Here is a 22,219-nt window from a genome sequence, read left to right on the forward strand (position 1 = left end):
GGCGCTGAAGATGAAAACCCCGGCTGAGGCATTTGCATTAGCCGCCTGATCTGTGCAGGTTCTGATGGGTCAATACAATCATTCCAAAAAATCCAGGCGCAATCAAAGGGCAGAAAAATATTAGAATGGGCGCGATCCCGCGTCAGGGAATGACGTTCCGCATCGATCAAACAGTCACGTGATGAAGCCAAATATCCACTATCAGTTCCACCATATGGGGATTCCGACCGAGCAGGTCCGTCCGGGAGAGATCTTCAGCGCCGCGGCAGGGATGTTCACGACCGACAATCCAGGGAAATTCCGCATCCAATGGCACCGGTTTACTCCGGACTCTCCATTGCATCCATTGATACGAACCGTACCGCATCCCGCGTTCAAGGTGGAAAACCTGAAGGCCGCCATAGACGGGGAAGAAATTCTGCTTGGGCCTTATGAGCCCATCGATGGTTATTTCGTCGCCATGATCAATGATGGGGGTGCTCCAGTGGAGCTGATCCAGACGGATCTTTCCGATGAGCAGATCTGGGCGCGTGCAAAGAACGGCCAAGGTTCTCTGTATCGCAAGGCAAGTCTTGACGATCGCTAGCTCGCGCCTGGCGCTTCGGCCATGGCAGGTTCCGGATCTGGACGACCTGCTTGCCTTGAATCGCGACCCCCGGGTGTCTCGCTGGCTGGGCGGGTCTTCTTTGGCCGATGCCTCGGAAACTGCGTTGGTACGCTACAGGACCCAATTCCAGAGTAACGGATACGGTGTATTCCACATATCGGATCGCGCTGGACATTTTCTGGGCCTTGCCGGCGTGCAACCTGTCCGCCAAGGGCTTCCCACGTTTCCCGGGACTGAAGTCGTGTGGCGGTTTCGCTCGGATTGTTGGGGGCGGGGATATGCGTTTGAGGCGATGACGGCCATTCTGGCGGGGATGCCGTCTCACGCGCCGAAAGATCTGATTGCCGCCATTTCTCGTCCCAATCTGCGGTCGGCCAAGTTGGCGGAACGGCTGGGATTTTGTCACCATCCAGAAGACGACTACCTCTATCCTGATGACGGTATCGATGCGGTCCTTCGTCCGCATCGGGTGTTCCGCCTGCGGAGCAATTCGCAGCGCGCCGCTTGAACTTTTACTCGAATTTCAGGTATTTGACGCATATCTGATTAACAGATATATTGCATTTATCTGAATTTCAGGTAAACGCTATGTCTTCGACATCACATCCGCTGGTCACCGCCGGCCAACTGGGGGCGATGCTCCAGGCCGCGCGCAAGGCGCGGGGGTGGACCCAGTCGGCCCTTGCCGGTCATATCGGCCTGAGCCAGTCACGGGTCTCTCATCTGGAACTCAATGCCCAAGAGATGAGTGTGGAGCAACTCCTTGCATGGTGCGCGGCGCTGGGCCTGGAGCTGGCCTTGGGGTCCCGGGGCGGCGCGGCAATGTCAGCGACGCCGACGTCGACACCGGATTGGTGACATGGGGCGCCGATCGCACAGCCGCAGCCTGTCCATCTGGGCCAACGGCGTGCGTGTGGGCCGATGGACGATTCCGGCCCGCGGCGAAATGGAACTGCAATATGACGCGGATTGGCTTGCCGCCGCTATCGGCCGGCCTTTGTCCTTGTCGTTGCCTTTCAATCTGCAGAACTTGCCGGTCAGGGGAGAGAAGGTCGGCAATTATTTCGACAACCTGTTGCCGGACAGCGACGCGATCCGCCGCCGTGTGGCCGAGCGATTCCGGACGGGCTCCACCGATCCGTTCGATTTGCTGAAGGCCATCGGGCGCGATTGCGTGGGCGCTGTTCAGATCCTGGAGGAGGACGAAGTGCCCGCCGGCTTCGACCGGGTCGAAGGCGTACCCCTGACCGAGGAGGATATCGAGCGGCACCTGATCGAAGCCGTTTCACCGCAGGCCTTCGCTGGAGGCCGAGACCCCGATGCGGACTTCCGCATCTCGCTGGCCGGTGCGCAGGAGAAGATGGCTTTCCTTTGGTGGGGCGGGCAATGGCTCGCGCCGCGCGGTGCCACACCGACGAGCCATATCTTCAAGCTCCCGCTCGGCCTGATGGGCGGGCGGCGAGCGGACTTCAGCACGTCCGTCGACAATGAATGGCTGTGCTTGCGGCTGCTGAAAGCCTATGGCTTGCCCGTGGCGGACGCCCGCATCGCGACCTTTGGCCGGCAGCGCGTGCTGGTGGTGGAGCGCTTCGACCGGCGCGTCGCACCCAATGGACAGTGGCTCATGCGTCTGCCGCAGGAGGACTTTTGCCAGGTCGAGGGTTGTCCGCCATGGCGTAAATACGAGAGCGAGGGCGGTCCGGGGCTCAAGGCGCTGTTCAGTACGGTGCGGCAATCCGTGGATGCCGAGGCCGACATGAAGACGCTGATGGCGGCCCAGGTGCTGTTCTGGTTATTGCACGCGCCCGATGGCCATGCCAAGAACTTCAGCATCCAGCTTTTGCCGCGCGGGCGGTTCCGACTGGCCCCGCTGTACGACGTGATGTCAGTCTATCCGGTGTTAGGCAGCGGCCCGAACCAATGGTCGCCTCACGACATCAAGCTGGCCATGGCCTTGCATGGCAAGAACAGGCACTACGGGATCCAAGGGATTCAGCGAAGGCATTTCAACAGCACCGTGCAGAAGGTCGGCTATGCATCGACGGCAGAGCCGGTCATCGAGGAAATCCTTGCCCGGACTCCGGCGGCCATTGCCGAGGTGCAAGCCGATCTGCCTCAGGACTTCTCACCGCGTGTCCGCGATGCCATCCTGGGCGGGCTTGAGCAGGCGGCCCGGACACTGGACGGGATGGCGCCGTAATCAGCGGATGGCTACCAGGGCAGGCGCTGGCCGTCGTAAGCCCAGAAGCCGCCGCTGTCTTGAGGCTGCAAGCCGTCGATCACCGCCAACAGGTCGCGCGCGGCGTCGCGGGCGGGCCGCTTGGCCTTTGCACCCCGAAACGGAGCCGAAAGGGCCGACTCCACGGTGCCCGGGTGCAGTGCCGCGATCACCGACAGGGGATGGGTACGGGCCAGTTCGATGGCTGCGGTCTTCACCACCATGTTCAGCGCCGCCTTGGAGGCGCGGTAGCTGTACCAGCCGCCGAGGCGGTTGTCGCCAATGCTGCCGACCTTGGCGGAAAGCACGGCCAGCACGCTGCGCTCGCCGCGCGCCAGTTGGGGGGCGAAGTGCGCCATCGTCAGGGCCGGCCCGATGGTGTTGATGGCAAAGCTGGCCGCCATGTGCTCCGGGTCCAGGTCGGCCAGGCGTTTTTCGGGCGTACCCGTGGGACCTTGCAGCATGCCGGTGGCAAGCAGCAGCAGGTTCCACGGGCCTTGTGATCGCAACGCGTGCGCCGCCTCGGCAATGCTGGCCGGGGCGTCGAAGTCCACCGCTGGCGTGCTGGCGCGTCCCAGCACCAGTACTTTGCCGCAGCATGGGTCTTCCCGAAGCTGGGCGGCGAGGGCGGCGCCAATGGCGCCGGAGGCGCCCAGAACCAGCGCGCGATAGCCGGGTGGGAAAGAGTGCATGTCGTGTCCATTGGGGCGCATGGGTCAGAGGGTGTCCAGCCGTTCGCGCAACTGTCCGGCCTGTGCGCGCAGGGCTTCGCGCTGCGACTCGGGCATTTTGCGCAGTTGACGGTACATCAGCGCCAGGCGCGGGTTGCTGGCAAGCGCTGGCTCGTGGCGCTCAAAAAAATCCCAGTACAGGGCGTTGAAAGGGCAGGCGCGCGCGCCGGTCTTTTGTCTGGGATCGTAGGTGCAACCCTGGCAGTAGTCGCCCATGCGCTGCAGGTAGGCCGCGCTGCTGACATAAGGCTTGGTGGCAATCACGCCGCCGTCGGCGCGCTGGCTCATGCCAAGGGTATTGGGCAGTTCCACCCATTCGAAGGCATCGATGTAGATGCCCAGGTACCAGCGGTGCAACGCCTGCGGCTCCAGTCCGGCGAGCAGCGCGAAATTGCCGATCACCATCAGCCGCTGAATGTGGTGCGCATGCGCCGTTCTCAGCGACTGCGTGATGGCCAGGCGCAGGCAGCGCATGTGGGTGTCCCCGGTCCAGAACCAGCGCGGCAGCGGGGCGTGATGGCCCAGCGCGTTGTGCGACGCGTAGCCGGGCATGTGCGACCAGTAGATGCCGCGCATGTATTCTCGCCAGCCGATGATCTGGCGCACAAAGCCTTCCACGGCGGCCAGCGGCGCCCGGCCGGCGCGCCAGGCGGCTTCGGCGCGCCGCACCACTTCCAGGGGGTGCAGCATCTTCAGGTTGAGCGCGAACGACAGCAGCGAATGGAACAGGCGCGGCGCCTCGGCCGCCAGCGCATCTTCGTAGTCGCCAAAATGCGGCAGCGCCGTGTGGATGAAGGCGTCCAGACAGTCCAGGGCTTCGCTGCGGTTCAGAGGCCAGCGCAGCGCGACGGCTTGCGGGTCGCCAAAGCTGCGCACCCCCTCGCGCCGGACCATGTCCCACAGATCGCCATGATCATGCCGGGGGCGCCAGTCCGCTGGCTCGGGAGGGGTGCCGGGCCAGCGCTTGCGATTGTCGCGGTCAAAATTCCACTGCCCGCCGGCCGGGGCGCCGTCGGCGTCGAGCAACAGCTTCCAGCGGCGGCGCATGTGGCGGTAAAAGTGCTCCATCAACCACTGCTTGCGCCGGCCCATCAGCGAGGCAAGGTCGCCGCGCCGGGTCAGAAAATGCTCACTGTCGACCACGGCCCATTCCAGTGGCTGGGCGGCGCCCCAGGCCCGCAGTTGGGCATCGAGCCGCCACTCGTCGGGTTGCTGCCATTCGATGCGCCGGGCGCCGTATTGAGCGGCCAGTCCGGCCAGGTTGCCTTCGATAGACTGACGGTTGCCGACGTCATCCAGCGTCACATAACGCACGCGATGGCCTTCCGCGCGCAGGTGACGCGCGAAATCGCGCATGGCGGCGAAGATGGCGAGGATTTTCTGCGCGTGGTGCAGCACATAATCGGTCTCCTGGCGCACCTCCATCAACACATGGACCACCTGCGCGTCCGTCTGGGAAAACCAGCTGTGGCGGGGGTTGAGCTGGTCGCCCAGGACCAGGCGCAGGGTGTGGGCGTGAGCGGGTGTGGCCGGGGCGTTCACGCCGTGCTCCCCGGACGTCGATAGGCGCCGCCCGGCGCGCAGTCGGCCCTCAGCGCGGACCGGTCGTGCAGGCGCAGGTCGTTGCGCAACCCGAGCAGCACCGTGCTCATGTCCGCTGTCCCCCGGGTTGCGGTCGGGCGCGTTCACGGCGGCAACGCTCGGAGCAGTACTTGACCTCGTCCCAGACCTTGGACCATTTTTTACGCCATGCCATCGGGCGCTCGCAACAGGCACAAAGCTTGGTCGGGAGATCGCTTTTTCGCACACCAGTCCACTGAAAAAATCCAGGCGCTTCTGTTTACAGATCCAGGCAACCTTGCAAGGGCGCCGATGCCTTGCGTCGGTTGGTTCGATTGCGCGGAGTGGCGCCACGGCGCGAGCCGTGTTTTTCCACGATCGCCGCCTTGGCCGCACGCACGGTTTCTTGGGCGCGCAGCGCGTGCATGCGCGCCTTGGCGGCTTTGGTGGCGCTGGTCAGGTCGACCAGGGGAGCCGGAATGTCCCGCCCCACGTTCACACCGTAGCGCGCTTGCACATCGGGCGGCATGCGCCAGGGTTCGAACAGCCAGGCGTCGGGCACGCGCCGCAGCGCCGGCACCCAGCGGCGCACGAACAGGCCCCTAGGGTCATGATCCTGCGCCTGCTTGACCGGGTTGTAGACGCGGGGGGCGTTGATGCCGGTGGTGCCAGCCTGCATTTGCATCTGGCTCCAGTGGATGCCGGGTTCGTAGTCCAGGAACTGCCGCGCCAGCCACAGTCCGACCGGGCGCCAATGCAGCCATAGCGGATAAGCGGCCACTGACACCAGCATGGCGCGCATGCGGAAGTTGATCCAGCCGGTCTCGCGCAGCATGGCCACGCACGCGTCCACCATGGGCCAGCCGGTCTGGCCCGCTTGCAGGGCTTCGAAGTAGGCGGGGTTCCATTCATCTTCGCGCAGTCCGTCGTAGCCCCGGTGCAGGTTGCGCCACTCCAGCCCGGGCTCGGATTCGAGCTTCTGGATGAAGTGGCAGTGCCAGTGCATCCGGCTCATGAAGGCCGTCAGGCCCTGGCGCAGGCGTCGTGCCTGCGGGTCGTCCATGGCTTTGAGCAGTCTCTGTTGCCGTTGGGTGGCCTGTACCACTTCACGCATTCCCAGGCTGCCCGACGCCAGATACGGCGACAGGCGCGAGCACGCGGCGGGCGCTGTCAGCGGCGATGAAATGCCGCCCCGGTACGAAGCCCCGCGTGCCTCCAGGAAATCGTGCAGCACCCGCATCCCTGTCGTTCGCCCGCCGCGTTGGCGCAGGGGGGGATCGTGCCTGTCGGCCAGCCCCACCGCCTCGGGCGCCGGCCAGGCGTCGCGCCATGGCAGGGAAACGGATTGCAGGCTGGCTGGCGGCGGCGCCGGCAGACATGGTGCCTGCATGTGCGCCTGCCACAGGCTGTGCCAGCGATCGCGCGAACGCAGGCGGCGCACGACGCCGTGTTGCGGCCACTCCCGCCATTCCACACCTTGCCGGATGCACCAGCGGGCAACAGCGAGGTCGCGGGTATAGGTGGCACCGTTGCCGGTTTCCTCGTGCGACACCAGACGGGCGAAGGGCCGCAGCGCGTGCAGCCTGGCCAGCACCTCGGACGCCTCGCCCACGGCCAGTTGGAGCGGCGCGCCGCATGTGCGCAGTTGCTGTGCCAGGTCGCGCAGGCTTTCACGCAGAAACTGGAAGTGCCGCAGGGCGCTGTCCGGCTGCGCCCACAGGCTGGGTTCAAGCACGTACAGGCACAATACCGGCCCATGCGCGGCCGCGTCCAGCAGGGGCGCATGGTCGTGTACCCGCAGGTCGCGCTTGAACCAGACGACGGTGTAGGCCATGGCCAGTTGAATTCAGTGGGTGCCAGAGAATGCTTGACGGAAAGGTCCGGTGAATTAATTGTCTAGTACAAAAATTATTTTGTCTAGCCAAGGCGCCGACGGAACGGCGCAGTCAGGTTTCTCAGCGTGGCTGAAAGGCGATGATGCCCATGCCCGCCAAGGCCACGGCGCCTCCCGTCAGGTCCCAGCTTGTCGGGCGGATGCCGTCCACTGCCCATAGCCACAGGATCGCCGTGGTGATGTACACCCCGCCGTATGCGGCGTATACGCGGCCGGATGCCGCATCGTGCAGCGTCAGCAGCCACGCGAATGCCGCCAGGCTCGCGACGGCGGGAATCAGCAGCCACGCCGATCCATTGTGTTTGAGCCAGAGCCATGGCAGATAACAGCCGACGATTTCGGCCAATGCCGTCATGAAATAGAGGCCAAGGGTTTTCATGTTGCCGGATGTGTTGTGCGCGCCCGGTTCAGTGGGTCTCCATAAACCGCATGCGGAATCGTCGCCCCTTGATATTGCTGCCGGATAGCCGCGCAAACGCTTGCTTGGCGATCCGGCGGTCCAACGCCACGTAGGCGTTGTATTCAGTGATGTGGATCTTGCCGACCTGCTCGAAGGCCAGGCCGCCGTCGCCGGTCAGGGCGCCCACCAGATCGCCGGGGCGCAGTTTGTCTTTTTTGCCGCCCTGGATGCACAAGGTGATCATGGGTGCGCTCAGCGGGCGGTCGGACTTGGGGCGCAGCGCACCAAGGTCGGCCCATTTCAACGGGGCGCCCTGGTACCGCTCGACCAGTTCGGCCCAGCGCATTTCTTCCGGCGAACACAGACTGAGCGCCAGGCCTTTCCGGTCGCCCCGGCCGCTGCGGCCGATGCGGTGCACGTGGACCTCGGTGTCCCGCGTCACGTCCACGTTGATCACGGCGTCCAGGTTCTTGATGTCCAGGCCGCGTGCGGCCACGTCGGTCGCGACCAGGACCGAGCAGCTCTGATTGGCGAACTGGATCAGGATTTCGTCGCGCTCGCGTTGTTCGAGATCGCCGTTGAGCGCCTGGGCACTGATGCCTTCGGCCCGCAGGCGTTCGATCAGGTCGTAGCCGCGAATCTTGGTATTGCAGAACGCCAGCGTGGAGACCGGGCGGTAGTGGGCCAGCAGCCTGACCACGGCGTTCAGCCGGTCGTCTTCGTCGATTTCGTAGAAGATCTGTTCGATGCGGCTGGTTTCATCGGCGACTTCGATTCTGATTTCGACCGGATTGCGCAGGAAGCGGGCGCTGAGCTTGCGGATGTTGTCCGGGTAGGTCGCCGAAAACAGCAAGGTCTGGCGTTTGTCCGGACAGTGCGAGGCGATCGCGACGATGTCCTCGTAAAACCCCATATCGACCATGCGGTCGGCCTCGTCCAGCACCAGCGTGCGCAGCCCGGACAGATCCAGGCTGCCGCGCGCCAGGTGATCCTGGATGCGGCCGGGCGTGCCCACCGCCAGGTGGACGCCGCGGGCCAGCGATTCGGCCTGGGGACGCGTGGCGGCGCCACCGCACAGTGTCTGCACCTTGACATTGGGGATCAGGCGGGCCAGCCGGCGCAGTTCCTGGGCGACCTGGTCCGCCAGTTCCCGGGTGGGGCAGACTACCAGGGCCTGCGGGGCCAGGCGATCGACGTCCAGGCGCTGCAGCACGCCCAGGCCGAACGCGGCGGTCTTGCCGCTGCCGGTTCTGGCCTGCGCGATCAGGTCGCGGCCTTCGAGAATGAGCGGCAGGCTTTCCGCCTGGATGGGCGTCATCCGTTCGAAACCCAGGCTGTGCAGATTGTCTTGCAGGACGGGCAGGAGGGGCAGGGTGGCAAAGGCCGTATCGGTCACGATGAGGGGGGCGCACAAACGCGCAGGAATGGATCGACCGTCAGTGTATGCGTTTTCCGACGCTATACTCTTGCGCATGTCTACCGCCCTCAATCAACACCTCGGCCACGACGGCGCCCCCTGTCCGCAGGCTTACTACGTGCGTCGCGGGGAAACCGGATTCCTGTCCACCCTGCATTCCCAGGGCGCCTGGCAACCGGGCGAGCAGCACCTGGCGGTCGCCGCCGGGCTTGTGCTGGCCGAAGCGGAACGCCGCCTGCCCAGCGACAAGCTGGTGTCCCGGGTGTCGTTCGATGTGTTGGGGGTCATCCATTCCGGGCCGTTCACCGTCGATGTGCGGATGCTGCGCCCGGGCCGCTCGATCGAATTGATCGAAGCCAGCATGCGCCATGGGGACCAGGTCAGCGTCCAGGCCCGCATCTGGCGACTGCTCGCCAGCGACACATCGCAGGAGCAGGGCGATGAATGGACGCCGCTGCCGCCGCCCGAGTCCATGCTGCCCTGGGTGTTTTCAGAGGTCTGGGGCGGGGGATACATCGGCTCGCTGCAGGCGCGCCGCAGCGTCGATTCCCGGCCGGGCCGGGGGCGCAGCTGGATCCGGACCGCTTATCCGTTGGTCGAGGGTGAAACCGATCCGCCCGTCGCCGCCTTCGCCAAGCTCATCGACACCGCCAACGGGCTGGCGGTGCGCGCGGATCCGAACGCGGTGTTTTTCGCCAATGTGGACCTGACCATTCATTTCACGCGCCAGCCCCAGGCCGGGTGGGTCGGCTTCGACACGCGCGTCAGTTTCGGCCCCACCGGGCTGGGCGAGACTTTTTCGGTGCTGAGCGACAGCCAGGGGCCTGTCGGCACGGCGGCTCAAAGCTTGACCGTGCGGCTGCGGGACCGGTAGGGAAAGCGCTCCAGCGCGGTCATGATCTCTTCCGCATCATCGGCGTATTCGAACAGTTCCACATCCCCAGGCGCAATATAGCCTTCTTCGATCAGGTAGTCGAAATCGATCGCGCGGCGCCAGAACGCGCGGCCGACCAGCACGACGGGAATCGGGGTCATCTTGCCGGTCTGGATCAGGGTCAGGACTTCGAACAGTTCGTCCAGCGTGCCGTAGCCGCCCGGAAAGGAGACCAGACCGCGCGCGTGGATCAGGAAATGCATTTTGCGCAATGCGAAATAATGAAAGCGGAAGGCCAGTTCGGGCGTGATGTAGGCGTTCGGGACCTGCTCGTGCGGCAGGGTGATGTTCAATCCGATCGAGCGCGCGCCGGCATCGTATGCGCCGCGGTTGGCGGCCTCCATGATGCCCGGTCCGCCTCCGGTGACGACGACGAAGTCGCACCGTTTCTCCTGCTGGAAGCGTGTCGAGATCAACTGGGCGAAACGCCGCGCTTCTTCGTAGTGGCGGGCTTGCTCGACGCGGCGGCGCGCCAGGGCCAGCACTGGCCCTGATGGCGGATCGCCGCTGTCCGCTTGCTGTTCCAGCGCCGCGAGCCGGGTGCGGGCGCTGGCGGCGTCGTGTACGCGCGAGCTGCCGAACACCACCAGGGTCGAATGCACGCCCTGTTCGCGCAGGATCCGTTCCGGTTTGAGCAGTTCCAGCTGCAGACGCAGCGGGCGCAGATCATCTTGGCTGAGCAGGTCGGGGTCTTCGTAGGCGAGACGATACGTGGGTGAGGCCAGGATGGCGCGCAGCCGCCCGGCTTCATCCAGCGGCGGATTCATGGCCGGTCCGCCGGGGCAGCCGGCCAGAGGTTCCGGGCCGTTTTCGGACGGCGGAGAGGCCTTGCCGGAGGGCGTGTCGCTCATCTCATTGCCCCGGAACGGGACGTTTCAGGCCATTCCGCCACCTGGCCTTGTTCCGGGATGTCCACCCGCCAGCCGAATCGTTGGCGCAGCTTGTCGGCCAATGTTTGCGCCGCCTCCGGTTCGCCGTGCACCACGAAGGTCCGGGTCGGCGGCCGGAGGAAATGGCTTGCCCAGTCCAGCAAGGCGGCCTGGTCGGCGTGGGCGGAAAGACCGCCGATGGAATGGATCCGTGCGCGCACGGGGATGTCCTCGCCGAACAGGCGCACCCGTTGTGCCCCGTCGACCAGGCGCCGGCCGAGCGTGCCCTGGGCCTGGAAGCCGGAAATCAGCACACTGCATTCGGGCCGCGGCAGGTTATGGCGCAGGTGGTGGCGGATGCGCCCCGCGTCGCACATGCCGCTGGCCGAGATGATGATGGCGCCGGAGCGGATCTGATTGAGCGCCATGGATTCCTCCACGCTGGCGGTGAAGTGCAGGTAAGGCAGGTCGATGCCGCGCGCGTGCCAGCCCGCCAGGCGCCGGGCTTCTTCGTCGAAAAGCTCCAGGTGGCGGCGGGTGATGCGGGTGACTTCGGTGGCCATCGGCGAGTCGACGAATATCTGGGGATGGCGCAGCCGGCCTTCGGAGACGAACCGGTGCAGATGATAGAGCACCTGCTGGGTGCGGCCGACCGCGAACGCCGGCATGATGACGTTGCCGCCGCGCTTGAACAGGGTCTCTTCGATGACGGCGATCATCTCGTCCTCGGTGGCCGCCTGATCCTGATGCAGGCGATCGCCATAGGTGGATTCCATGACCAGGATATCGGCTTCCTGGATCGGTGTGGGATCGCGCAGGATCGGGCGTCCGGGTTGTCCCAGATCGCCGCTGAAGACCAGACGGGTGTCGTGGCCGTGTTCCGTGACGACCACTTCGATGATGGCCGAGCCAAGGATGTGCCCGGCATCGCGGAACCGGCAGCGCACCCGGGTGTGCGGCGAGAATTCCCGGTCGTAGCCGACACGCTGCACACGTTTCAGGGATGCCCACGTGTCCTCCAGGGTGTAGAGCGGCGGCATCGGACGCTTCCCTCTGGCGTGCCTGGCCTCGCGCCTGCTGTCCGTTTCCTGGATATGGGCGCTGTCGGGCAGCATCACTTCCAGCAGTTCGGCCGTCGCTTCGGTCGTGTGGATCGGCCCCCGGAAACCGGCGTGCACGAGTTTGGGCAACAGTCCGCTGTGGTCGATATGGGCATGGGTGAGCAGGACGAAGTCGAGGGCGGCGGGTTCGAACCCGAAGGGTTTGCGGTTCCTGGCCTCGGCCTCGCGGCCGCCCTGGATCATGCCGCAATCCACGAGAAAACGGACGTGCGCGGTTTCCACCAGAAAGCATGAGCCGGTGACTTCGCGGGCGGCGCCGAGAAAGCTGAGTTTCATGAGGCATTCACTCCGGCATGCGCAATGAACAAGTATCCAGATCCGACCGACAGTGCTTCAACGGTAAAGAAAGAATACACCGATCGCCGCCTTGCGCCATGGATGGCGTTCCGGCATGAACAGGCGGATACTGGCGACACATTGAAAAAAAAATGGGGAAATCGATGCCACGAGTCCCTCGCGTGGAGCGCGCATGGCCTGTCCGGTTCGTCATCGCGGGGCTGGCGGTGTCGGCCATGGCGCTTGTCGCGGCGGTGCTGATCACGCTCAGCTGGTACGGCTCGCGCGCCATCATGCTGGACATGGCCGCCATGATGGCGCGCGACGCCGGCCAGATCGTGGCCGGGCGGGCGCGTCGCCTCGTGGAACCGGGTTCCTTGTCCTTGCGCAGCCTGGCGTTCGATCCGGTGGTCGATGCCCGGCGGCTCGACGAGCGGCTCGACCGGCGCAGCGTCCTGGCGGCCGAACTGGCCGACAATCCCCTGATATCGGCCATTCATGTCGGCTATGAGAACGGCGATTTCCTCCTGATGCGCGCCCTGGACCGGCGCGATATCCGCGAACAGTTCCAGGCGCCGCCCCAGGCCAACTATCTCGTACAGGCGGTCACGCACGGCGATGACGGCCAGCCTCACGGGCTGTACCTGTTTTATGACGCCAGGCACGAACTCGTGATGCGCCGCCCCATGCCCGACTACCGTTTCGATCCGCGCGTTCGGCCCTGGTACATCGGCGCGATGGAGACGGTATCCACCGTCACCTCCCGGCCCTATGTTTTCTTTTCGACCCGTCAGGTGGGGATCACGCTCTCGCGACTGTCGCATTCGGGACGGGCCGTCGTGGCGGTGGACGTGGCGCTGGAAGATCTGGGCGAGGCGCTGGACGGCCTGCGCATGACCCCCGGCGCCGAACTGGCCCTGGTGGAGAAAAGCGGTGCGGTGATCGGTTATCGCGACATGGGGGCGCTGCTGGTGCGCAAGGGGGGGGCGGATGACTTCGACATCCGCCTGCTTGGTGACCTGGGTATCGACGCATTGACGCGTCTGTGGCGGACACCGGCCGCCGCCGACGGCCGGGTCGTTTCCTACGAGTCCGGCGGACGGGAATGGCTGGGCGCGATCCTGCCCTTCGACGGGATCGATGGCGTGGACATGCGGCTGCTGACCGCCACGCCCATCGACGAACTCCTGGGCGAACTGGTGCGCAGCCGTGCGCGCATGATCCTGATATCGCTTGCGCTGATCGCGCTGATCCTGCCGCTGGGCTGGCAGGTCGGCAGCGCCGTGGGTCATGCATTGGAAGGGATCGCGGCGCAGTCGCTGCGACTGGCGCGATTCAATTTCCGCCGCCGCAAAGAGCGGTCCGCGTCGGCGCTGCGCGAAGTGGAAGCCCTCAACGACGTAATGGACAAGGTTGCGGGCTCGATGGAATCGATGCTCGAGATCAGCCGCGTGCTGGGCACCGATCCGCGGATCGAAACGATGCTGGTCCAGGTGCTCGAGAAATTCGTCCAGGCCACCCGCTGCGCGGGCGGCGCGGTCTATCTGTTTGAAAATGAGCGCAGCCGTCTGTCGCGCGCGGCCGCATTCGGAGCGCAGGGCGCGCTGCCGGATTCCATGAGCGCGGCCGAGGGCGAGGCGGCGCTGGCCGGCGCCCGGGAGGGCCGGAATCAGGCCCCCGGGCATCGCTGCATCGCCTTCAAGCTCCAGGGCCGCGAGACAAAGTCCCAGGGGCTTCTGCTGCTGGTCCACGACGAGGATTGGGATCATTCGGCGCCCGCGTTCCTGGGCTTTGCCGAACGCCTGACCGGCATGCTCGCCGTCGCCATCGAGACCCGCCGGCTTATCGAGGCGCAACGCCAGTTGCTCGAATCCATCACTCACATCCTGGCCGATGCCATCGATGCCAAGAGCCCTTACACGGGGGGGCATTGCGAACGCGTGCCGAAGCTGGCCATTCTGCTGGCCGATCGCCTGCAGGCCGAGGCCAGCGGCCCCTATGCGGATTTTCATCTGGACGAAGGCGAGCGCGAGGCCTTCCGGCTGGCCGCCTGGCTGCATGACTGCGGCAAAGTCACCAGCCCCGAGCACATCATGGACAAGGCGACCAAGCTGGAGGTCCTCTATAACCGCATCCATGAAATCCGCATGCGCTTCGAGGCCCTTTGGCGGGATGCCGAGATCGACTGCCTGTTGGCCCGTCTGCGCGGCGAAGATCGGCATGCCGCCGAGGCGCGCCGCGATGCGCGCCAGGCGCGACTGCATGAAGACCTCCAGTTCGTCGCCGCGTGCAATATCGGCGGCGAGTTCCTGTCCGACGAGGCCGTCGAGCGGTTGCGGGCCATCGGCGCCCAGACCTGGATGCGGCATTTCGACGATGCCCTGGGCCTGGACGCGCAGGAAAGCGCCCGACTGGCCGGCAGCCGCCCGACGCCGCCCGTATTGCCCGTCGCCGAGCCGCTGCTGGCCGATCAGCCGCATCACATCGTCCCCTGGGACGATGCGCGGCGGCCCGCCGTCGAGCGCGGCGATCCGCGCAACATCTGGGGGTTCGACATGCGCCTGCCCACGCACCGGCGCAACATGGGCGAATTGCACAATCTGGCCATCCGGCGCGGTACCTTGACCGATGAAGACCGTTTCGCCATCAACGACCATATCGTGCAGACATACATCATGCTCAAGCGCCTGCCGTGGCCGCCCCATCTGGAGCGGGTGCCCGAGATCGCCGCCAATCACCACGAGCGCATGGACGGCGGCGGCTATCCGCGCCGCCTGCGCGCCGAGCAGCTCGGCACCACCGAGCGGATCATTGCGTTGGTCGACGTGTTCGAGGCGCTGACGGCGGTCGACCGCCCTTACAAAGCGCCCAAGACCCTCTCCGAATCGTTGCGCATCATGGTATCGATGTGCAAAGGCGGCCATCTGGATCCTGAATTGTTCCAGTTCTTCATTCGCAGCCGGGTGTGGCAGACCTATGCGCAGACCTGCATGCGTCCGGAACAGATCGACGCCGTGGATGTCGAGGCTCTGGCCCGCGCCGCGCAACCGGAGGGCCCGGCATGATCCCTTTCCTGCGCCACCGGGGACAAACCTCCGGGCGCCGCCGGCGCCGCACGGACGGACGCCGTCTCGTGCTGCTCGGCGGGTTCTACCTGGGCCTGCTGGCTGTTATGGCCGTCCTCATCGTGACCTTCATCCGTCCACGGGACATCAGGGTGCCCGCCGCGCGAGCGGCGGTTGCGGGCGTCACCGTGCTGACCGTGGAAAGCCGCGGACAGCGCACCCGGTTCGACATGCGGGCGCTGGAGGCGTTGCCGCAACGCACTTATCGTGTGACCACGCCCTGGTATTTGCGCCCCGTGACGTTCCGGGGACCTTTGCTGCGCGATGTGCTGGCCGCCGCCGGCGCCAGCGGCACCCACATCGAAGCGGTCGCGGTCAATGATTACACCGCCGACATCCCCTTCGAGGACGTCGAGGCCTACGACGTGATCATTGCGCTGCGCATGGACGGCAAACCCATGTCGCCGCGTGACAAGGGGCCGCTGTTCGTGGTGTACCCCTACGACCGGCTGCCGCCGGAGATGCTCCCGCGGTCTTTCGACTGGTCGGTCTGGCAGCTGGATGGGCTCAGGGTGAAGGGGCCGTAAGTAGTGCTTCTGATTTCCCTCTTTCCTCATCTATTCCTCGAATTATCTTCTTTTCGCGTCTCGTATACTTTCCTGGGCATCCTGTGCTGAATTGAACGTCAGCAGCGACAGGGCCTACAGCAAAAGTTCCAATTACACCTAGTTGATTGCAACATCTAAGGAATCGCTTGTGAAAGCAGTCATCCTGGCCGGGGGGCTGGGCACCCGGATTTCAGAGGAAACGCACCTGAAACCCAAGCCGATGGTGGAGATCGGAGGCAAGCCCATTCTGTGGCACATCCTGAAGATGTATTCGCATCACGGCATCCAGGACTTCGTGATCTGCTGCGGCTATAAGGGCTATGTGATCAAGGAGTATTTTGCCAATTACTTTCTGCATATGTCGGACGTGACCTTCGACATGAGCACCAATCGCATGGAAGTGCATCAGCGGCATGCCGAGCCCTGGCGGGTGACGCTGGTCGATACGGGCGAGGACACGCTCACGGGCGGGCGCCTGAGGCGGGTGCGCGACTATGTGCGGGAAGAAGAGGCTTTTTGCTTCACCTATGGGGATGGCGTCAGCGACGTGGACATCGGCGCTTCGGTCCGGTTCCACCAGCGGCATGGCCGCCTGGCGACGGTGACGGCGGTGCAGCCGCCGGGTCGCTATGGCGCGCTCAGGCGCGACGGCGACCTGGTGGCGGGATTTACAGAAAAGCCTCGCGGTGACGGGGGGCTGATCAATGGCGGGTTTTTCGTGCTTTCACCCAAGTGCCTGGATCGGATCGAGAGCGATCAGACCAGTTGGGAAGGCGAGCCGCTGATGTCGCTCGCGCGCGACGGCCAACTGATGGCGTTTGAGCACAATGGCTTCTGGCAGCCGATGGATACCCTGCGGGAGAAAAACCTGCTCGAAGACCTGTGGGTGTCGGGCCAGGCGCCGTGGAAGAGCTGGGCGTGATGCGCACGGAAGGTTCCGCTCCGGTCAATCCAGATCCCGCATTCTGGCGGGGCCGGCGGGTGCTGCTGACCGGTCACACGGGGTTCAAGGGCGGCTGGCTGACGCTGTGGCTGCATCGGTTGGGCGCGCGGGTGACGGGCATCGCGCTGCCGCCGGCCAGTGAGCCGAACCTGTATGCCCTGGCGCGGATGGACGAGCTGTGCGACAGCCATGTCGTCGACATCCGCGATGCGCGGGCCGTGGCCCAGCGGATTCGCCGGGCCGAGCCCGAGATCGTCTTTCACCTGGCCGCGCAGGCGCTGGTGCGGGCTGGCTACGAGGATCCACTGGCGACCTATGCCGCCAACGTCATGGGCACGGCGCATGTGCTCGACGCGCTGCGCGGCCTGGAGAGCGTGCGGGCCACGGTGGTGGTGACCACCGACAAGGTCTATCGCAACCTGGAGCAGGCCTGGCCCTATCGCGAGGACGATGCGCTGGGCGGGCACGATCCTTACAGCGCCAGCAAGGCGGCCAGCGAACTGGTGATTGCCAGCTACCGTGACGCCTGGCTGTGTGCCCAGGGCGTGGCGGTGGCCTCGGCGCGGGCGGGCAATGTCATTGGTGGGGGCGATTGGGCGGCCGAGCGCCTGATTCCCGACGCGGTGCGCTGCTGGCAGGCGGGCAAGGCCTTGCCGATCCGGCGCCCGCAGGCGATCCGGCCCTGGCAGCATGTGCTCGAGCCGCTCGGAGGCTATCTGCGTCTGGCCGAGACCCTGCATGCGCGGCCGGCGTCGGCGGGCGCTTACAACTTTGGCCCGCATACACACGAAGCCGCGACGGTGCGCCAGGTGATCGAGCAGGCCCGGCAAGCCTATGGGCATGGAGACGTCCTCTGGGGCGACGGTACCGAGGGACCGCACGAAGCCGGCTGGCTGGCCCTGGAGACCGCCCGGGCGCGCGTGGCGTTGGGCGTACGACCGCGCTGGGGACTGGAGGCCTCGATCGACAGGACGATGGCCTGGTATCGCCGCCAGCACGAGGGCGCGCACGCCCGTGCGCTGTGCGAGGCTGAGATCCAGGCCTTCGAGGCGGCGAGATCATGAGCCGTTTCACCCTCATCGAAACGGGCATCGGGGGTTTGCGCATCGTCGAGCGCCAGCGCCTGGGCGATGAGCGGGGATTCCTGTCGCGGCTCTTTTGCGCCGAGGAACTGGCGTCTGCGGGCTGGGACAAGCCTGTGGCCCAGATCAATCACACCTGGACCCAGGCGCGGGGCACGGTGCGGGGCCTGCATTTCCAGCGCCCGCCGCATGCCGAGATGAAACTCGTCACCTGCCTGCGCGGGGCGGTGTGGGACGTGGGCCTGGACCTGCGGGCCGGATCGCCCACGTTCCTGCACTGGCGCGCCGTGGAGCTGTCCGCCGACAATGGCCGCGCCCTGCTGATCCCGCAGGGGTTTGCGCACGGCTTTCAGGCGCTCACCGACGATTGCGAGCTGTTGTACCTGCACTCCGCACCTTATGCCGCCCAGGCCGAGGGGGGCTTGTCGGCCACCGATCCGGCCCTGGGCATCAATTGGCCCTTGCCGATCGCCCTGCGGTCCGGGCGCGACGAGCGTCATCCCGGCGTGACCCCGGAATTCACCGGACTGGATTTGAATTCATGAATTGCCGTCATTGCGGCGCGCCATTGCGCCATACGTTCCTGGACCTGGGCTTTGCGCCACCTTCCAACGCCTACCTGAAGGCGGAGGACCTGAGCCGGCCCGAGATCTGGTTTCCTCTGAAGATCCGCGTCTGCGACCGGTGCTGGCTGGTGCAGACCGAGGACTATGCGCGCGCCGACGAGTTGTTCAGCCCCGACTATGCCTACTTTTCCAGCACCTCGGCCGGGTGGCTGGCGCATGCGCGGCGCTACGCGCAGGCGATCACCGGGCGCCTGGGCCTGGGGCCCGGCAGCTTCGTGATCGAAGTCGCCTCCAACGATGGCTACCTGCTGAAGAATTTCGTCGTGGCCGGCATCCCGTGCCTGGGCATCGAGCCCACGGCCGGCACGGCGGCCGCGGCCGAGGCGATCGGCGTGCCGGTGCTGCGCGAATTCTTCGGCGAGGCGCTGGGTCGCCGGCTGGCTGGCGAGGGACGCCAGGCCGACCTGATCGCGGGCAACAACGTCTACGCGCATGTGCCCGACATCAACGATTTCACGCGCGGTCTGGCGGCGGCGCTCAAGCCCGAGGGCACGATCACGCTGGAGTTTCCGCACCTGCTGCGCCTGATCGAGAACAATCAGTTCGACACGGTCTATCACGAGCACTTTTCGTACTTGTCCCTGCATGCGGTGCAACGGATCTTCGAGGCGGCCGGCTTGCGGATCTACGACGTCGAGGAACTGCCCACGCACGGCGGCAGCGTACGGGTCTACGGCTGCCATGCGGCCGCAGCCATGGCGCAGTGGCCCGAGGTCGAGCGCGTGCTGCGTCTGGAGGCCGAGTGCGGCCTGCTGGAGCTGGCCACCTACCAGGCCTTTCAGCCGCGCGCCGACCGGATCAAGGACGCGCTGCTGGGCTTCCTGCTGGAGCAAAAGCGCCTGGGCAAGACCGTGGCGGCCTATGGCGCCGCGGCCAAGGGCAATACTTTGCTGAATTACGCGGGTGTGAAACCCGATCTGCTGCCGTTCGTGTGCGATGCGGCACCAGCCAAGCAGGGCAAGTACCTGCCGGGCAGCCACATTCCGATCCTGGCGCCGCAGGCGCTGGCAGAGCGGCGGCCGGACTACGTGCTGATCCTGCCGTGGAACATCGCGGCAGAGGTCAGAAGTCAGAATCGGTACTTGGAAAGTTATGGTACAAAATTTGTGGTTGCGGTGCCTAAACTGGCCCTGGTGTACTGAAGTTAGGCAGTTAGGTCCTTTCTGCTTTTTTGTAGTGAAAATCAGGAATATTTCTTATGAGCAATGATCCTCGCGACCATGGCGGGTTGCGCTTGAAGCAAGCCTTGCTGCAACTGGGACGCAACGAGATGTTGCGTGCCGAGTTAGTGCGGTGGCTAAAGGCGGCTGAACAGCATTTTGACAGTACCCTCTCTGTGCGAGATGAAATTACGGGTCCCATCATCGACGCGTTGCACGCAGATAGCGATCAGTACGAGAAGTCTCTGGAAGATGGGACCAAGTTCAGTTTCTACTATCGAACGAAGATTGCTCGCGATTTTTTACTCTCTGATCGAGAGCATCCCTCGCATGTATGGGAACCTCAAACAACACGTTTGTTGAAATACCTGTCTCAGCAAAACGAGGGGGATGTGCTGGTGGGTGGGGCGTACTTTGGCGATCATGCCATCTTGCTGGGTCGTCAGTTGGTCGGATCCTGCCGTCAGGTGCATTGTTTTGAGCCCAACGCCGCTCAGGCGGAAATGCTGCAGAAGAACGTTGCTCTGAATCAGCTGTCCAATTTGGTCATTAATCGGACGGGTATCTGGGATGCGACCAACCAACTTCTCAAGCTCGACGGCTTCGACTCCTTTGCCAATGCAGTGCTGGTGGACGGTGGTGAGGATTCTTTCCCCACAACGACGATAGATGATTACTGCCAACAGGCTGGTCGTCAGTTGGGCTTGCTGATGTTGGATATCGAGGGGGCAGAGTATCGGGCACTCAAGGGTGCCTTGAATATGCTCAAACGGGATCGCCCTGCGGTCGTGTTCGAGCTTCACCGTGAATATGTAGATTGGACCTCTGGGTTGTTGCATACGCCGATTTGTGAGTTACTGACCAGCTTGGGGTATACGTTATATGCCATCCGTGACTTTAATAGCCATCGTGAGATGGGGAATCAGTTGATTGAATTGATTCCAGCCGGGTCTGTATATTTGGAAGGTCCTCCGCATGGATTCAACATGCTCGCAGTGCAGGACCGTGCCGTGATAGAGACGGCTTTGTTTCGTATCGTGTCCGGCGTAAGCCCCAAGCTACTGGTACATAAGGACCCTAAGCTGCACCATCCTCTTGATGGATTGCAATGAAAGATCAGAGACGCTCTTGTGAGGCTTCTGCGCCACAGGCAACGATCCTAGGCGGTCATGGATTTATCGGCCAAGCGCTCCACAGCCGCTTGACGCATTTAGGGTGGTCGGTTTGGGTGCCTGAGCGTCAACATCTTTGGCCGGAGGCCGAGCGTGCCTTGGGGCATGTGTTCTATTGTGCAGGGTTGACGGCAGACTATTTGCAGCGGCCCGCAGATACTGCCCATGCCCATATATGCCTGCTTAATCAGGTGCTGCAATCGGCGCGCTACACCTCGTTGGTCTACCTGTCTTCTACTCGAGTATATGATGCCTTGGCTGGACACGTGAGGCAGGCGACGGAAGAAATGTCATTACCAGTCCAACCTAGCAATCCTCGGCATCTGTATGACCTGAGCAAACTTGCAGGCGAGGCGCTGTGCCATGCGCTGGGGGCCGGACGGGCGCGCGTCGCACGTCTCTCGTGTGTTTACCAGGAAACCAAAGAGGCAACAGGTTTTTTGCCTGATCTGTTGCGCCTGGTCAGCAGCTCAACTACGAGAATTGAGCTTGATTCTTCACCATATTACGTCCGAGATTATATTCATTTGGATGATGTGCTAAGAGCGTTGATTGATATTGCCGTTCAGGGTAGGCAAGCAACATATAACGTTGCTTCTGGCGCCAATGTCAGCAACGCAGAGTTGGCCGCCTATATCCATCAGGTCAGTGGGAAGCAACTGCATTTTCTGCAGCACGCACAGGGAGAGCCAGGGCCTGTGGCCGATATTACGCGTCTAGCCGATGAGTTCGGATGGCGCCCGGAGCCTGTGCAGGCCCGGATCTATCGTTATTTGTTAGGTCTGACACATGCTGAAAACGGTTCATATTGAGCAAGAACATATGGTTGCGTATGTGCGGACGCAGTTAGAACGGTTGTTTCCCCTGCCAGATATGCCCGATTTGACTGTGTTGGTTCGATGTATGCCGGTTGCATTGAAGCGATTGCATCGTTGCATTAATGAAGTCAAGCTCTGGGCGCCGGATCGATTTGATGTCTTGCATTCGACGCAGTATTGCATTTTTTTATACTACTTGGCCAATACGATTTGGAAGGAAACCGGCGAGCGAAGCGTCTGTACCCTATTGTTCTTGCTGAACAAGGCGCTTAATGGCATTGACCTGTTCTACGAGATCGAGATGCCAGAGGTCTTTTTTATTGGACACTCAGTGGGGATCGTGCTTGCCAAAGCGTCCTATGGCAACTATCTCGTACTGTATCAAAACTCGACTGTAGGGAAAAACCATGGAGTGGCGCCCGTGTTGGAGGATCGCGTCATCATGTATCCAAACACGGCGATCATTGGACGCAGCCATGTGAGATCCGGTTCGGTGATTGCTCAAGGCGTCAGCGTGATTAATACAGATACACCGGGAGATTGCTTGGTCTTTTCTGGATCTGATGGGCGTATTTTGTTTAAAGATGTTAAAAGAGATTTTTTCAGAGATTTTTTTAATTAGATTAAGCCTGCCTGATTTTATAGATTTAATTCATTAAATTATAAATTAATTTCAATTAAATATTTTTACTGTGCAGCTAAATTTTGTGCAAAACAA

The 22,219-nt window shown here is 63.7% G+C and carries 22 protein-coding genes; 14 read left to right on the top strand and 8 right to left on the bottom strand.

The features are described from left to right. Positions 1-181 precede the first annotated feature (181 nt). From O4H32_RS09495 to O4H32_RS09510, 4 genes are all read left to right on the top strand, one after another. Complete coding sequence (locus O4H32_RS09495; RefSeq protein WP_269358594.1) at positions 182-586, top strand: hypothetical protein; 405 nt, start codon at positions 182-184, stop codon at positions 584-586. Next, on the top strand, positions 573-1,115 hold the full coding sequence (locus tag O4H32_RS09500; RefSeq protein ID WP_269358596.1) for a GNAT family N-acetyltransferase: 543 nt from the start codon (positions 573-575) through the stop codon (positions 1,113-1,115). The genes O4H32_RS09495 and O4H32_RS09500 overlap by 14 nt, the downstream gene beginning before the upstream one ends. A gap of 80 nt (positions 1,116-1,195) precedes the next feature. Next, positions 1,196-1,465 carry a helix-turn-helix domain-containing protein gene (locus O4H32_RS09505; protein WP_269358598.1) on the top strand — a complete coding sequence of 90 codons (270 nt, stop codon included), beginning with the start codon at positions 1,196-1,198 and terminating at the stop codon, positions 1,463-1,465. A gap of 1 nt (position 1,466) precedes the next feature. Beyond that, on the top strand, positions 1,467-2,807 hold the full coding sequence (locus tag O4H32_RS09510; RefSeq protein WP_269358600.1) for a type II toxin-antitoxin system HipA family toxin: 1,341 nt from the start codon (positions 1,467-1,469) through the stop codon (positions 2,805-2,807). An 11-nt stretch (positions 2,808-2,818) separates the two neighbouring features. Here O4H32_RS09510 and O4H32_RS09515 read toward each other — a convergent pair whose 3' ends face one another. The 6 genes from O4H32_RS09515 to dbpA form a co-directional block, all read right to left on the bottom strand. After that, a complete protein-coding gene (locus tag O4H32_RS09515) occupies positions 2,819-3,517 on the bottom strand; it encodes an SDR family NAD(P)-dependent oxidoreductase (RefSeq protein ID WP_269358602.1) in 699 nt (232 codons plus the stop codon). Between the two features lie 24 nt (positions 3,518-3,541). Next, complete coding sequence (locus O4H32_RS09520) at positions 3,542-5,098, bottom strand: cryptochrome/photolyase family protein (RefSeq protein WP_269358604.1); 1,557 nt, start codon at positions 5,096-5,098, stop codon at positions 3,542-3,544. A gap of 106 nt (positions 5,099-5,204) precedes the next feature. Further along, a complete protein-coding gene (locus tag O4H32_RS09525; protein ID WP_269358606.1) occupies positions 5,205-5,363 on the bottom strand; it encodes a DUF2256 domain-containing protein in 159 nt (52 codons plus the stop codon). 33 nt (positions 5,364-5,396) lie between these two features. Continuing rightward, positions 5,397-6,950, bottom strand: a complete 1,554-nt coding sequence (locus tag O4H32_RS09530; RefSeq protein ID WP_269358608.1) for a cryptochrome/deoxyribodipyrimidine photo-lyase family protein — start codon at positions 6,948-6,950, stop codon at positions 5,397-5,399. A 121-nt stretch (positions 6,951-7,071) separates the two neighbouring features. Beyond that, positions 7,072-7,389 (bottom strand): YnfA family protein, encoded by a 318-nt coding sequence (locus O4H32_RS09535; RefSeq protein WP_269358609.1) that lies wholly within the window; start codon positions 7,387-7,389, stop codon positions 7,072-7,074. 28 nt (positions 7,390-7,417) lie between these two features. Further along, positions 7,418-8,806: an ATP-dependent RNA helicase DbpA gene (gene dbpA / locus O4H32_RS09540; RefSeq protein WP_269358610.1), complete on the bottom strand. Its 1,389-nt coding sequence runs from the start codon at positions 8,804-8,806 to the stop codon at positions 7,418-7,420. A gap of 76 nt (positions 8,807-8,882) precedes the next feature. Between dbpA and O4H32_RS09545 the strand changes: the two genes are divergently transcribed. Then, complete coding sequence (locus tag O4H32_RS09545; protein ID WP_269358612.1) at positions 8,883-9,701, top strand: thioesterase family protein; 819 nt, start codon at positions 8,883-8,885, stop codon at positions 9,699-9,701. Here O4H32_RS09545 and O4H32_RS09550 read toward each other — a convergent pair. Together O4H32_RS09550 and O4H32_RS09555 are read right to left on the bottom strand one after the other, a co-directional pair. Beyond that, complete coding sequence (locus O4H32_RS09550) at positions 9,668-10,612, bottom strand: LOG family protein (RefSeq protein WP_269358614.1); 945 nt, start codon at positions 10,610-10,612, stop codon at positions 9,668-9,670. The genes O4H32_RS09545 and O4H32_RS09550 overlap by 34 nt on opposite strands. Continuing rightward, a complete protein-coding gene (locus O4H32_RS09555; protein ID WP_269358616.1) occupies positions 10,609-12,027 on the bottom strand; it encodes an MBL fold metallo-hydrolase RNA specificity domain-containing protein in 1,419 nt (472 codons plus the stop codon). Before O4H32_RS09555 ends, O4H32_RS09550 begins: the two co-directional genes overlap by 4 nt. A gap of 164 nt (positions 12,028-12,191) precedes the next feature. On the opposite strand from O4H32_RS09555, the gene O4H32_RS09560 reads away from it, so the two are divergent. From O4H32_RS09560 to O4H32_RS09600, 9 genes are all read left to right on the top strand, one after another. Then, the gene (locus O4H32_RS09560; RefSeq protein WP_269358618.1) at positions 12,192-15,092 is read left to right on the top strand and encodes an HD domain-containing phosphohydrolase; all 2,901 of its coding nucleotides are present in this window, start codon (positions 12,192-12,194) and stop codon (positions 15,090-15,092) included. Next, the gene (locus tag O4H32_RS09565) at positions 15,089-15,679 is read left to right on the top strand and encodes a putative pterin-binding protein (RefSeq protein WP_269358620.1); all 591 of its coding nucleotides are present in this window, start codon (positions 15,089-15,091) and stop codon (positions 15,677-15,679) included. Before O4H32_RS09560 ends, O4H32_RS09565 begins: the two co-directional genes overlap by 4 nt. A gap of 169 nt (positions 15,680-15,848) precedes the next feature. Further along, positions 15,849-16,622 carry a glucose-1-phosphate cytidylyltransferase gene (gene rfbF, locus O4H32_RS09570; RefSeq protein ID WP_269358622.1) on the top strand — a complete coding sequence of 258 codons (774 nt, stop codon included), beginning with the start codon at positions 15,849-15,851 and terminating at the stop codon, positions 16,620-16,622. After that, on the top strand, positions 16,622-17,707 hold the full coding sequence (gene rfbG, locus O4H32_RS09575) for a CDP-glucose 4,6-dehydratase (RefSeq protein WP_269358915.1): 1,086 nt from the start codon (positions 16,622-16,624) through the stop codon (positions 17,705-17,707). The genes rfbF and rfbG overlap by 1 nt, the downstream gene beginning before the upstream one ends. Continuing rightward, entirely contained in the window at positions 17,704-18,270 is a 567-nt protein-coding gene (locus tag O4H32_RS09580; protein ID WP_269358624.1) for a dTDP-4-dehydrorhamnose 3,5-epimerase family protein, read from the top strand. Before rfbG ends, O4H32_RS09580 begins: the two co-directional genes overlap by 4 nt. Then, on the top strand, positions 18,267-19,493 hold the full coding sequence (locus O4H32_RS09585; RefSeq protein WP_269358626.1) for a class I SAM-dependent methyltransferase: 1,227 nt from the start codon (positions 18,267-18,269) through the stop codon (positions 19,491-19,493). The genes O4H32_RS09580 and O4H32_RS09585 overlap by 4 nt, the downstream gene beginning before the upstream one ends. 56 nt (positions 19,494-19,549) lie before the next feature. After that, the gene (locus O4H32_RS09590) at positions 19,550-20,623 is read left to right on the top strand and encodes an FkbM family methyltransferase (protein ID WP_269358628.1); all 1,074 of its coding nucleotides are present in this window, start codon (positions 19,550-19,552) and stop codon (positions 20,621-20,623) included. Continuing rightward, positions 20,620-21,495, top strand: a complete 876-nt coding sequence (locus tag O4H32_RS09595; RefSeq protein ID WP_269358630.1) for an NAD-dependent epimerase/dehydratase family protein — start codon at positions 20,620-20,622, stop codon at positions 21,493-21,495. Before O4H32_RS09590 ends, O4H32_RS09595 begins: the two co-directional genes overlap by 4 nt. Next, the gene (locus tag O4H32_RS09600; protein WP_269358632.1) at positions 21,473-22,123 is read left to right on the top strand and encodes an LbetaH domain-containing protein; all 651 of its coding nucleotides are present in this window, start codon (positions 21,473-21,475) and stop codon (positions 22,121-22,123) included. Before O4H32_RS09595 ends, O4H32_RS09600 begins: the two co-directional genes overlap by 23 nt. Positions 22,124-22,219 lie beyond the last annotated feature (96 nt).

The organism is Castellaniella denitrificans (assembly GCF_027214045.1).
In the GTDB taxonomy this organism is placed as follows: domain Bacteria; phylum Pseudomonadota; class Gammaproteobacteria; order Burkholderiales; family Burkholderiaceae_B; genus Castellaniella; species Castellaniella denitrificans_A.

What these genes read in the sequence shown, in the direction of transcription:
- O4H32_RS09495 (WP_269358594.1), top strand. Translation starts at nt 182, where the DNA reads ATGAAGCCAAATATCCACTATCAGTTCCACCATATGGGGATTCCGACC.
- O4H32_RS09505 (WP_269358598.1), top strand. Translation starts at nt 1,196, where the DNA reads ATGTCTTCGACATCACATCCGCTGGTCACCGCCGGCCAACTGGGGGCG.
- O4H32_RS09510 (WP_269358600.1), top strand. Translation starts at nt 1,467, where the DNA reads ATGGGGCGCCGATCGCACAGCCGCAGCCTGTCCATCTGGGCCAACGGC.
- O4H32_RS09515 (WP_269358602.1), bottom strand. Translation starts at nt 3,517, where the DNA reads ATGCACTCTTTCCCACCCGGCTATCGCGCGCTGGTTCTGGGCGCCTCC.
- O4H32_RS09530 (WP_269358608.1), bottom strand. Translation starts at nt 6,950, where the DNA reads ATGGCCTACACCGTCGTCTGGTTCAAGCGCGACCTGCGGGTACACGAC.
- O4H32_RS09535 (WP_269358609.1), bottom strand. Translation starts at nt 7,389, where the DNA reads ATGAAAACCCTTGGCCTCTATTTCATGACGGCATTGGCCGAAATCGTC.
- O4H32_RS09545 (WP_269358612.1), top strand. Translation starts at nt 8,883, where the DNA reads ATGTCTACCGCCCTCAATCAACACCTCGGCCACGACGGCGCCCCCTGT.
- O4H32_RS09550 (WP_269358614.1), bottom strand. Translation starts at nt 10,612, where the DNA reads ATGAGCGACACGCCCTCCGGCAAGGCCTCTCCGCCGTCCGAAAACGGC.
- O4H32_RS09555 (WP_269358616.1), bottom strand. Translation starts at nt 12,027, where the DNA reads ATGAAACTCAGCTTTCTCGGCGCCGCCCGCGAAGTCACCGGCTCATGC.
- O4H32_RS09560 (WP_269358618.1), top strand. Translation starts at nt 12,192, where the DNA reads ATGCCACGAGTCCCTCGCGTGGAGCGCGCATGGCCTGTCCGGTTCGTC.
- O4H32_RS09565 (WP_269358620.1), top strand. Translation starts at nt 15,089, where the DNA reads ATGATCCCTTTCCTGCGCCACCGGGGACAAACCTCCGGGCGCCGCCGG.
- rfbG (WP_269358915.1), top strand. Translation starts at nt 16,622, where the DNA reads ATGCGCACGGAAGGTTCCGCTCCGGTCAATCCAGATCCCGCATTCTGG.
- O4H32_RS09580 (WP_269358624.1), top strand. Translation starts at nt 17,704, where the DNA reads ATGAGCCGTTTCACCCTCATCGAAACGGGCATCGGGGGTTTGCGCATC.
- O4H32_RS09585 (WP_269358626.1), top strand. Translation starts at nt 18,267, where the DNA reads ATGAATTGCCGTCATTGCGGCGCGCCATTGCGCCATACGTTCCTGGAC.
- O4H32_RS09590 (WP_269358628.1), top strand. Translation starts at nt 19,550, where the DNA reads ATGAGCAATGATCCTCGCGACCATGGCGGGTTGCGCTTGAAGCAAGCC.
- O4H32_RS09595 (WP_269358630.1), top strand. Translation starts at nt 20,620, where the DNA reads ATGAAAGATCAGAGACGCTCTTGTGAGGCTTCTGCGCCACAGGCAACG.
- O4H32_RS09600 (WP_269358632.1), top strand. Translation starts at nt 21,473, where the DNA reads ATGCTGAAAACGGTTCATATTGAGCAAGAACATATGGTTGCGTATGTG.